The sequence below is a fragment of the Alicyclobacillus fodiniaquatilis genome, from assembly GCF_042678105.1.
Lineage (GTDB): Bacteria > Bacillota > Bacilli > Alicyclobacillales > Alicyclobacillaceae > Alicyclobacillus > Alicyclobacillus fodiniaquatilis.
This window is the reverse complement of sequence record NZ_JBHUCX010000001.1, coordinates 59,584-70,479: the sequence shown is the minus strand read 5'-3', so window position 1 is coordinate 70,479 and position 10,896 is coordinate 59,584. Positions and strand designations below refer to the sequence as shown.

The window sequence follows — 10,896 nt, the reverse complement described above, 5'->3', positions numbered from 1 at the left end:
GAGGATACTTGGAGGGAGACTTCCTGGGAAAGTAGGACGTTGCCAGGCGAGAGAGAAGAAAGCCCCCTGTGCGCCACGAGATGTGGTGGCAGGGGGCTTTTTGTGATTGGGGTGACCCTCGCGGCGACAGCAGCGGGATCGAACCGGGTTGTGTCCGTTTGTGGACGCGGGCAATGTAGACGAATTAGTTTCGTCTGACATCCATGTAACCCGTTGACGCAGTTTTCTCCCCTGTATATATAGGTAACCGCAAGGAAACTTTCGTTCCAATATTGGGTTGACTTTGGATTGTGATTTTTCCGTTAAAATGGTCCAGTAATGTTTTGACCATGTATAAGCCAATGCCTTGTCCGCTTTGTTCCTGATTGAGTTTTCCGTATTTACGAAAAAGCGCTGCAACTTGCTTTTCTGTCATCCCTATCCCTTGGTCTTCCACATGGATGATCAGATGATTATTTTCAATGGAAGCCAAAATACAAATTGTCGTCTGTTCCGCGCTGTATTTAATTGAATTGTTGATCAAATTTGACAATATCAACCGAAGACCAATTGGGTTGCAGAATATTCTTTCGTCTCCGGTTAAATCAAGCGTATGAGTCAGTTGGATATTCTGAAGCCTTGCTTTGATGCCCATGAACTCGACGGCTTCCTGTAAGAGGGGCATGAGATGGACATCCTCTTTATTCCAAAGCGCATCGTTGCTCAGCATTTGTTCGGTGTTGATAATGTCGGTCATTTCATTATCTACAAGATCGACATAATCCATAATCAATCGCAGTTTATCTCTGCTCTCAGCACTCAAGCCTGGCTCTGTTTGTGATATCATGTATGCGTAAGCTTTAATGACAGTTAAAGGATTGCGTACCTCGTGGGAAATCACATGGGCAAAATCCAGTTTTTGCTTGTAAAAGTTGCGCTCCGACTCCATTTCGGAGTGAATTGAAATAGAAGGGAATATGACTTTCCCTTCACTGTCACTGTACAGGGATGAACGCACCAATTCTGTGTCTGTCATCAGATACTCGTGATTTCTCATCAGCATTGTCTGCAACGAAGCGGTCAACACTGCGCTGTTGTAGGCGCATACACCAATCATGCGCATATCTTGTAGTGCCATGTCTGAGTTCCGTTCATGATTTTCTAACTTTCGTACGATGTCATCCTGTGCTTTCCAGACAACGTTAGACCAAGTGCGCAAAGGGATATGATTGGATATGTATGCGTTCGATATGCTGTTAAAGTGTTCGACAATGGTTTTGGAATAAAAATCTCCGTATGCACTGTAAAATTGCTCATTATTCATGTAATGAACCTTATGTAAGTCTTCTTTCGTTAAAAAGTAACTTAACCTCTCTCTGATGTTCTGAAATACACTGCTGCTTTCAATTAATAGAATATGATGTTCCTGCTCGATCCCGGTGCGAATATATGCAATTGCGTTGTTTAGATAGAGCGCTGGATCTTCATAGAGGTACAGTATATGAGCACCATTTGACAACTGTAAATCCTGTGTCAGTTGAATGATTTTATCATTGAGCATCAAGCGCTGCGACCTCTTTTCCCTGACCTACATAGATTGAAGCGTCGTTTTGTGCTACTAGGATGTGTTGAGCCAATATGCTTCGTGTCTTGATGGTTTGCGGAAACCTTCACATCCGTGAAAGGGCATCACTTCCATCCTTTGTTTGTATGTAGACACGACATATTCTCTGATAAGTCGTCAAACTTCGACATCATACCTATATATTATAAATGCTTTTAACAAAATGAGAAAAGATATTGACAGATCAGTTGAGTTTTTTTCAAAATAGCATTTTTTCGCATTGATCTAGCACGTGGCAAGTGGAAGAAACATGGACTTCATCAGCAAAGATGGGTAATGGAGGACCAACATTCATCAGTGCGGCACTCAAATGGAAACTTGTAGCGTAAATCAAAAGTACAGCAGACCACCTCAGAAGCCGGTCTGACTATCAGTGAAGCTTTACTCTTTCTTTAAAATAAAGGGGCAGTCATCGGCGCAATCCGATTCGCATCATGAGACGTCTTTTTTTCTAATGAGTGGTCAATAATCCATCTAAGAATAGTTTGCTAAAAGTGTGGGCGACATCGTTGGCATTCATGGAACCGGAGGGGCGGTACCATCGGTATACCCAATTACATGCGCCTAAGATGGCAAGCGCAGTGACACGGGGGTGATGAACTTGGAATTCTCCATTTTCACTTCCTTCATTTAATATCTGCGTGACGAGATCCAAATACGTGTCGGTCATTTTCTGAATGACGCCTTGTGGCGCTTCGCCAAGTGAAAAAGCTTCTCTCCACAACACTGTGGTCGTCTCCAGATTTTCAATGGACGTCTGCACGTGCATGCGGATCATCGCTGCTAATTTTTCTTGGGCAGTCATCGGTCGGGCCAGGATCTCTTGAAGTTGTTCATTAAATTGACGGATGGCTGCGTCAGCAATTTGCATCAACAGCTCTTCCTTCGATTGTATGTAATGATACAGGCTGCCTTTTTGCAGCCCTACAGCGTCGGCAATATCCTGTACGGAAGTGGCTTGGTACCCTTTCTGTTCAAACAGTTTGACTGCAGCATGCAGAATTTCCCTTTGCCTGTTCGAGGACATCGGCGAGTTCCTTTCTTATCCTGAACCAGCATATTTGTCGTTGTGCATGTTCATGGATGAAGGTCATATTGGGAAAAGTGTACCGTGAAAACGTTTAATTTTCAATGAACGGTTGATCCGCTTGCGTTTTCAAATGTGCGGTGTATAATAAGGTCAATGAAAGTCAAAGTCAAAATAAGTGAAAGTCAAAGGCGGTGCTGCCGAGGATGGGAGTAATCAGCCATGCCAAACAACATATCCGATGTGATCGAACAGTACTTAAAGCGCATTTTAGAGGAAAGCGATGTTGGGTTTATCGAAATTCAGCGTAGTGAACTGGCTTCTTTATTCCATTGTGTTCCGTCGCAGATCAATTATGTGATAAGCACCCGTTTTACGATGGATCACGGCTATGTCGTCGAATCAAAGCGCGGCGGCGGCGGCTACATCCGGATCCGGCAAGTGCGGCTGGATCCAGAGCATACATTGCTACAACTGCTGCGGGACTGGGGTGACGAGGTCACACAAAGTGCCTCGGAAGCGCTGATTGAGCGACTTGAGCGCGAACAGTGGATAACCGGCCGTGAGGCGGCGATGTTGCAAATTATGTTGCGAAGAGAGGTTCTGAGCGTCGAGTTGCCTTTGCGGGATAGATTGCGAGCTCGACTGCTCTACACGGCGCTTCAAGTGCTTGCCACCTATGAGGATTGATGTCAGGGAGGTGTCCTGAATGATTTGTGAACGATGTCATGAACGTCCAGCTACGGTTCACGTCACCAAAATCGTCAATGGCGAGAAGACAGGTTATCACCTTTGTGAACATTGTGCCAAAGAGCAAGGTGAGATTTTGAACCCGTTTGTTGCGGGCAACGCGTTTGATTTCAACAAGTTGCTCACTGGGCTTTTGAATATGGAGTCTTCTTCAGGTTATGCGCCAGTGCAGACAAGCAGTTTGCGGTGTGCCAATTGTGGGATGACCTATAACCAGTTTACTAAAATGGGGCGCTTCGGCTGCCCTGATTGTTATGACAATTTCTCAAGCCGTTTGGAGCCGCTATTACGGCGCATACAAAATGGCAACGAACATACGGGTAAGATACCGCAAAAATCTGGTCAGCGCGTTCAGCAGCTTCGCAAGTTGGACCAGATGCGGCGCGAATTGCAGCAAGCCGTGGCTGATGAGCAATTTGAGCATGCCGCACAGTTGAGAGATCAAATTCGGGCCTTGGAAAAAGGCACGGAGGACTAGGGAGGGATACAGGTGTCATTAAGCGATTTTTTGCAGCATGCGATGAGTCAGTGGATGAAAGACGGAGGGCCAGACGATGACATCGTGTTGACCAGTCGCATCCGTGTCGCACGAAATCTACAAGGCTATCCGTTCCCGATTTTGCAGACGGACAGTCACGCCAATGAGGTGATAAATGCCGTTGGCGAAGCTTTTCAGACCGACGCCATGTCGGAGCATGGGGAATATGAGATGATTCGCTGCCGAGATTTGGCTGCGCTGGACAGACAAGTGCTGGTGGAAAAGCACCTGATCAGCCCTGATTTGGCGGAACAAGAGAAACGCGGCGCAGTCATTCTCCGGCGCGATGAGATGGTGAGCATCATGGTCAATGAGGAAGATCATTTGCGGTTGCAATGCATCATGCCGGGGTTGCGCCTGAATGAAGCGTGGCAACTTGCCAGCAAGATAGACGATGCGTTGGAGCAGAAATTGACCTTTGCCTTTCATGAAAAATACGGATACCTCACAGCGTGTCCGACGAACGTCGGCACAGGCATTCGCGCCTCTGTGATGATGCATCTGCCGGGGTTGGCCTTGTCAGGCAGCATCAATCGCCTACTCACCGCTGTCTCGCAAGTGGGTCTGGCTGTACGGGGAATTTACGGTGAAGGTTCTGAATCATTCGGGAACCTGTTTCAAGTATCAAACCAAATCACTCTCGGCGAGACTGAAGAAGAGATCATCGGCAATTTGGAAAGTGTTGTTCATCAATTGATTGAACACGAGCGAAACGCAAGAGAAGGTCTTCTTCAGCGCAACCGTATTGAATTGGAGGACAGAGTCAGCCGTTCGTTCGGCCTGTTGGCTTATGCGCGGCGCATGGACTCCAAAGAGACATTGCAACGCTTGTCCGATGTGCGGCTTGGGATCGATCTCGGCATCATTCAAGGCGTATCGGCGAGTATTCTCAATGAATTGATGGTGACGACGCAGCCCGCTTTCCTACAGAAATACTTTAAGCGTGAGCTGTCTGCAACAGATCGCGATATCCGCCGCGCGGCGCTGATTCGCGAACGACTTCGTCTAGATGACACGGAGGTGCATGGATAATGTACGCACGCTTTACAGAACGAGCACAAAAAGTTTTGGCGTTGGCTCAAGAAGAGGCTTCCCGACTGCGGCATCCTGGTGTGGGCACAGAGCACGTGTTGCTCGGCCTTGTCCGCGAAGGGGAAGGCATTGCGGCTCGCGCATTGCAAATGCTTGGTGTCCAGGCAGATAAAGTCCAACAGGAAGTAGAGCGGATCATCGGGCAAGGGCAAAGTCAGGGCCAAGGCCAAGGCGGTCAGATGACATATACACCGAGGGCAAAAAAGGTGATAGAGCTTTCCATTGATGAGGCTCGTAAATTAAATCACACCTATGTTGGCACAGAACACATCTTGCTTGGGTTGATTCGCGAAGGAGAAGGCGTGGCGGCGCGCGTCCTCGCAAACATGGGCATCAGTCTGAACAAAGCGCGGCAACAGGTGCTGCAGCTGCTTGGCGGCGATGCAGCCGACATGGCGGGTGAGAAGGACAGTTCAGCGGGGACGCCAACGCTGGACAGCCTGGCCCGCGATTTGACGCAAATGGCGCGCGACGGCAAGGTTGATCCGGTGATTGGACGCGCCACCGAGATAGAACGTGTGATTCAGGTGCTCTCCCGTCGGACCAAAAACAATCCGGTGCTCATCGGTGAGCCTGGCGTGGGGAAGACGGCCATCGCGGAAGGCCTTGCGCAGCGGATTGTGGCTGGGGATATTCCGGAAACATTGCGCAACAAACGCGTCATGGTGCTGGATATGGGCACGGTGGTTGCAGGGACAAAATACCGTGGTGAATTTGAAGATAGACTGAAAAAGATCATGGACGAAATTCGGCAAGCGGGCAACATCATTCTGTTCATCGATGAGTTGCACACCTTGATTGGCGCTGGCGGCGCGGAAGGCGCCATCGACGCTTCGAACATCTTGAAGCCGGCGTTGGCGCGCGGCGAAGTGCAATGCATTGGCGCGACGACACTGGATGAGTATCGCAAGCACATCGAAAAGGACGCTGCGCTTGAACGCAGATTCCAGCCGATCACGGTGGATCAACCGACGCCGGAAGAAGCCTTGGAAATTCTGCGCGGTTTGCGCGACAGGTATGAGGCGCATCACCGCGTGAAGATCACGGATGAGGCGCTGGAGGCCGCAGTGCGCTTGTCGGATAGATATATCTCGGATCGGTTTTTGCCGGATAAAGCGATTGATTTGGTGGATGAAGCGGGATCGCGCGTTCGCTTGCGCACGCACACGGCGCCGCCGAATCTGAAAGAGCTGGAACAAAAGCTAGAAAAGGTGCGCAGTGAAAAAGACTCTGCAGTACAGGGGCAAGAGTTTGAACAGGCTGCAAACTTGCGAGATCAGGAACAGAAGATCAAACAGGAATTGGAGCAGTTGAAGGAACACTGGCAGCAGACGCAGCAGCATGACGATGTGCGCGTGACCACGGAGGACATTGCCCATGTCGTCGCTGCTTGGACGGGGATTCCGGTCAAACAGTTGGCTCAGGAAGAGTCGGAGCGGTTGTTGCACATGGAAGAAATTCTGCACAACCGAGTTGTCGGGCAGAACGAGGCAGTCGAGGCGGTTGCGCGGGCCATCCGACGCGCGCGCGCAGGCCTGAAAGATCCGAAGCGGCCGATTGGTTCGTTCATTTTTCTTGGCCCAACAGGTGTGGGGAAAACCGAGTTGGCTCGCGCGTTGGCAGAATCGGTCTTCGGCGATGAGGATGCGATGATTCGCATTGATATGTCCGAGTTCATGGAGCGGCATTCCACGGCGCGCTTGGTTGGTTCGCCGCCGGGATACGTCGGTTATGACGAAGGTGGCCAATTGACAGAGAAGGTTCGGCGCAAACCCTACTCGGTGGTGCTGCTGGACGAAGTCGAAAAGGCGCATCCTGAAGTGTTCAACATCTTGCTGCAGGTGCTCGATGATGGTCGTCTGACAGATGGCAAGGGGCGGACAGTCGATTTTCGCAACACGGTCATCATCATGACTTCCAACGTTGGCGCTGAAGAACTGCGCAAGGGCGGCAGTGTTGGCTTTAAGCCGGGGGCTTCCAGCCAGTACAACGATATGAAAGAGAAAGTGATGGAAGATCTGAAGCGCACATTCCGGCCGGAATTTATCAACCGGATCGACGAAATCATCGTCTTCCACGCCCTGGACGAATCGCAAATCAGCCACATCGTCGATTTGATGGTGAGCGATCTGCAAAAACGCCTGGCAGAACAGAATATCCAATTTACTCTGACAGAGGAGGCCAAGCAATTTTTGGCCAAGGAAGGGTTCGATCCGCAGTATGGCGCACGGCCGTTGAAGCGGGCAATTCAAAGACATATCGAAGACAGATTGTCGGAGGCTTTGTTGGCTGGCACCGTGAACAAGGGCGACGCTGTGCGGATTGGATTGGATGGGGATCACCTGAAGGTCGAGCCAGCGGGCGCAATGGCTGCAAACTCGTAAAAAGTGGAACACAATCTGTAGGTTGTCAAACCCGTCGCGATTGCGGCGGGTTTTTCTGCGATACGGGATGGACGCGGCCCATTCGTTCGGTATGATGGTAGAGGGAATCTGTGTAAAGGATGTCCGCAAAGGGGAGAACGGCGTTTGGCGAAAACAAAGACGCAGTACGTTTGTCAAGCGTGCGGCCATATTGAGATCAAATGGATGGGGCGCTGCCCTGGTTGTGGGGAATGGAACACGCTGGTGGAAGAGACGGTTGCGCCGATGAGGTCGACGGCAGTTGCCGCAACGAAAGCATCGCCGCAGCCGATTCAGTCTATCCCGGCGCAAACCGAGCAGCGGTTTCAAACCGGAATGACAGAGTGCGACTGGGTGCTGGGCGGTGGGATTGTCCCTGGTTCACTGGTGCTTATCGGCGGGGATCCGGGGATTGGCAAGTCCACCTTGTTGTTGCAGTTGTCACAGGCGATTGCCTCACAGCAAAAGCGCGTGCTATACGTCTCCGGCGAGGAGTCCGCGAGTCAAATCAAGCTGAGGGCGGAACGGTTGGGCACCGTGCATGATGAATTGTACGTGCTTGCGGAGACGGACTTGGATTTGGTGATTGAGAGCGCAATGCAGGTCAAACCTGATTTCTTAATTGTGGATTCCATCCAAACGGTATTTCGGCCGAGCTTGACATCGGCGCCTGGCAGTGTGGCGCAAGTGAGAGAGTGCACTGGCATGTTATTGCGCGTCGCGAAGTCGCATAATATTGCTACGTTCATCGTCGGGCATGTGACGAAAGACGGCGCTTTGGCTGGACCTCGCATGCTTGAGCACATGGTTGACGCGGTACTATACTTTGAAGGCGAACGTCATCATATGTATAGAGTATTGCGCGCCGTGAAGAACCGATTTGGTTCAACCAATGAGCTGGCGGTTTTTGAAATGCATGACAATGGATTGCAGGAAGTGTCCAATCCTTCTCTTTTATTTCTGTCAGAACGTCAGACGATTGTCCCAGGGTCGGCAGTGGTCGCTGCGATGGAGGGTCGGCGGCCATTATTGCTTGAGGTGCAGGCTTTGGTTGCCCCCACGGGATTCGCGACACCAAGGCGCATGGCCACGGGCGCTGATTACACGCGGGTAAATATGCTGCTGGCGGTGCTGGAACGCCGAATGGGCATGCAGGTGCAAGCGTGTGACGCCTACGTCAATGTGGCTGGTGGCGTGCGTGTCGATGAGCCTGCAGTAGATCTCGGCATTGCCATGGCGCTGGTCTCCAGCCATCGGGATAGACCTTTGGCGCGTGGGGATATCTATATTGGCGAGGTCGGGTTGACCGGTGAAGTTCGTACAGTCACGCGGTTGGCGGAGCGACTGCGCGAAGCGCAAAAATTAGGCTTCCAACGTTGTGTTATTCCAGCTGGTCAAACGGTGACCGAGTCGTTTCCTGGGGTGGAAATCGTCCCGGTGCAAACACTACAGGATGCAATGCTTCGGGCCTTTTAGAGGTGAAAGATGATGAAAGAAGACACCAAACGGGAAATCACCATCAACAAGATTTTACGGATGGTCGCACCAGGGACTGTGTTGCGTGATGGCATAGAAAACATCCTGCGGGCGAAGACGGGAGGGCTTATCGTCATTGGCGCTTCGGAAAAAGTGCTGTCCATCATGGATGGCGGTTTTTCCATCCAATGCGAATTGACGCCGTCCCACCTGTATGAGCTCGCGAAGATGGATGGCGCAATCATTGTCAGCGAAGATGTCAAACGGGTGCTTTTTGCCAACACGAATCTCAATCCGGATCACACCATTCCGACGTCTGAGACTGGCACGAGACATCGGACTGCTGAGCGTGTGGCGCGGGAGACAGGGCAGCTTGTGGTCTGTATATCACAGCGGCGCAACGTGATCACATTGTATCAAGGGCTGTTTAAATATGTATTACGTGACATAAGTGTTATCTTGACAAAGGCAAACCAGGCGATGCAAACTTTGGAGAAATACAAAACCGTGTTAGATCAGGAATTGACCAATCTGAGCGCGCTGGAATTTGAAGAGGCTGTTACACTGGATGAAGTGACGACGGTCTTGCAGCGATTTGAGACCGTGCTGCGCATCAAGGCGGAAATTCGCCGACATATTACAGAGCTCGGGAGTGAAGGCCGACTGGTCAGCATGCAGTTGGACGAACTTGTGGCAACGGTTGACGAGCAGGCATATTTACTGGTGAAAGACTATATGAATCATGGACATGATGTGACGCCACATCATGTGTTGTCGTTGTTCCACGGCATGCCAGCCGACGATTTGATGGATGGCGCCAAAATGGCGAAGGCCATGGGTTACGCGCCGAGTGTCAATGTTCTCGAAGAGGTTGTGCCATCGAGAGGGTACCGCGTGCTGAACAAAATCAGCCGCTTGCCGCAACCGGTGATAGAGAATTTGGTCGAACATTTCGATATCCTAACCAATATTTTGTCGGCGAACGTGGATCATCTTGATGAAGTTGAAGGGGTCGGGGCTGTTCGCGCGAGAATGATTCGCGATGGGCTGCAACGCATTCAGGAGCAGGTATTAATTGATCGACATATTTAATTTGTCCTGATGGTTTTTTCTGTTATTCTCTGGGAGGTCATATCATTGTTCACGAAGGCGATTCCCAGTGTTCTGACATTGGGCAACTTGGTCATTGGCATGGTGGCTATGTTTGTCGCGAGTCACGGTCGCTACGACTCAGCTGCCTTGCTGGTGGTCATTGGTATGTTTTTAGATGGATTGGATGGTCGTGCGGCTCGTTTATTACATGCGGAAAGCGAATTTGGCAAACAGTTGGACTCATTATCTGATATGGTGACGTTTGGAGTCGCTCCTTCTTTTATCATGTTTGAGGTGATGTTGCGTCACCTTGGGTTTATCGGACTTGTTCTGGCCATCTGGTTTCCCATGTGCGGCGCGATGCGCCTGGCCCGTTTTAATGTGCAGACCAAATCTTCTCATTTCTTTGTCGGACTGCCCATCACTGCTGCGGGTGGCATTTTGGCCACCATGGCTTTATCAAGGCCGGTGTTGCATCCGGCGATTCTCATATTGCCGCTTGGGATGTTATTGCTGTCTTTTCTCATGATTAGCAACGTTCGCTATCCCAATTTCAAAAAAGTCGCGATCCCGAAGTCGTCAGTTGTTCTGATTCCTGTTTTCGCGATTGGCTTCTTTATTTTGATCAAATTTCACTACGTCCGCGTCGACTGGTTGATTTTTGGGATTTTGGCGATTTATGCGGTGTACGGTATGTTGCGGGGGCTGCAGTATCAGACCGCGCGTCGGCGTCAGATGAAATCCGGTGAAGATGTGGATTCTACGAAATATCTTTAGTGTATTTGACCGTCATCTAGGGAAAAGACTTCAACAGTTCTATAGCAGTTTTGTGTCGGGGCCACATGTGTGGTCCTTTTCCTTTTGACGCTGTATAAGCGGGATGCTAAACTAAAAGCACTACCCCAATATTTAGAAG

The 10,896-nt window shown here is 50.3% G+C and carries 9 protein-coding genes; 7 read left to right on the top strand and 2 right to left on the bottom strand.

The window, feature by feature from the left end; translation table 11 throughout:
* Positions 1 to 184: 184 nt before the first annotated feature.
* Both ACFSB2_RS00420 and ACFSB2_RS00415 read right to left on the bottom strand, forming a co-directional pair.
* A complete protein-coding gene (locus ACFSB2_RS00420; protein WP_377940531.1) occupies positions 185 to 1,540 on the bottom strand; it encodes an ATP-binding protein in 1,356 nt (451 codons plus the stop codon).
* Positions 1,541 to 2,054: 514 nt separating this feature from the next.
* Positions 2,055 to 2,630 carry a TetR/AcrR family transcriptional regulator gene (locus tag ACFSB2_RS00415; protein ID WP_377940519.1) on the bottom strand — a complete coding sequence of 192 codons (576 nt, stop codon included), beginning with the start codon at positions 2,628 to 2,630 and terminating at the stop codon, positions 2,055 to 2,057.
* A 222-nt stretch (positions 2,631 to 2,852) separates the two neighbouring features.
* Here ACFSB2_RS00415 and ACFSB2_RS00410 point away from each other — a divergent pair, with 222 nt between their 5' ends.
* From ACFSB2_RS00410 to pssA, 7 genes are all read left to right on the top strand, one after another.
* Complete coding sequence (locus ACFSB2_RS00410) at positions 2,853 to 3,320, top strand: CtsR family transcriptional regulator (protein WP_377940518.1); 468 nt, start codon at positions 2,853 to 2,855, stop codon at positions 3,318 to 3,320.
* 19 nt (positions 3,321 to 3,339) lie between these two features.
* Positions 3,340 to 3,858, top strand: coding sequence for a UvrB/UvrC motif-containing protein (locus tag ACFSB2_RS00405; protein WP_377940517.1), 519 nt, complete (start codon positions 3,340 to 3,342; stop codon positions 3,856 to 3,858).
* Positions 3,859 to 3,870: 12 nt separating this feature from the next.
* Complete coding sequence (locus ACFSB2_RS00400) at positions 3,871 to 4,950, top strand: protein arginine kinase (protein ID WP_377940516.1); 1,080 nt, start codon at positions 3,871 to 3,873, stop codon at positions 4,948 to 4,950.
* Positions 4,947 to 7,394: an ATP-dependent Clp protease ATP-binding subunit gene (locus ACFSB2_RS00395; RefSeq protein ID WP_377940530.1), complete on the top strand. Its 2,448-nt coding sequence runs from the start codon at positions 4,947 to 4,949 to the stop codon at positions 7,392 to 7,394. Before ACFSB2_RS00400 ends, ACFSB2_RS00395 begins: the two co-directional genes overlap by 4 nt.
* Positions 7,395 to 7,538: 144 nt before the next feature.
* Entirely contained in the window at positions 7,539 to 8,888 is a 1,350-nt protein-coding gene (gene radA, locus ACFSB2_RS00390; RefSeq protein ID WP_377940515.1) for a DNA repair protein RadA, read from the top strand.
* Between the two features lie 12 nt (positions 8,889 to 8,900).
* Positions 8,901 to 9,980, top strand: a complete 1,080-nt coding sequence (disA, locus tag ACFSB2_RS00385; RefSeq protein ID WP_377940529.1) for a DNA integrity scanning diadenylate cyclase DisA — start codon at positions 8,901 to 8,903, stop codon at positions 9,978 to 9,980.
* A 45-nt stretch (positions 9,981 to 10,025) separates the two neighbouring features.
* Positions 10,026 to 10,757: a CDP-diacylglycerol--serine O-phosphatidyltransferase gene (pssA, locus tag ACFSB2_RS00380; protein ID WP_377940513.1), complete on the top strand. Its 732-nt coding sequence runs from the start codon at positions 10,026 to 10,028 to the stop codon at positions 10,755 to 10,757.
* The last annotated feature ends 139 nt before the right edge of the window (positions 10,758 to 10,896 follow it).

Bases quoted from the DNA above. Each gene is read 5' to 3' on its own strand.
- ACFSB2_RS00420 (WP_377940531.1), bottom strand. From the start codon at position 1,540: ATGCTCAATGATAAAATCATTCAACTGACACAGGATTTACAGTTGTCA.
- ACFSB2_RS00415 (WP_377940519.1), bottom strand. From the start codon at position 2,630: ATGTCCTCGAACAGGCAAAGGGAAATTCTGCATGCTGCAGTCAAACTG.
- ACFSB2_RS00410 (WP_377940518.1), top strand. From the start codon at position 2,853: ATGCCAAACAACATATCCGATGTGATCGAACAGTACTTAAAGCGCATT.
- ACFSB2_RS00405 (WP_377940517.1), top strand. From the start codon at position 3,340: ATGATTTGTGAACGATGTCATGAACGTCCAGCTACGGTTCACGTCACC.
- disA (WP_377940529.1), top strand. From the start codon at position 8,901: ATGAAAGAAGACACCAAACGGGAAATCACCATCAACAAGATTTTACGG.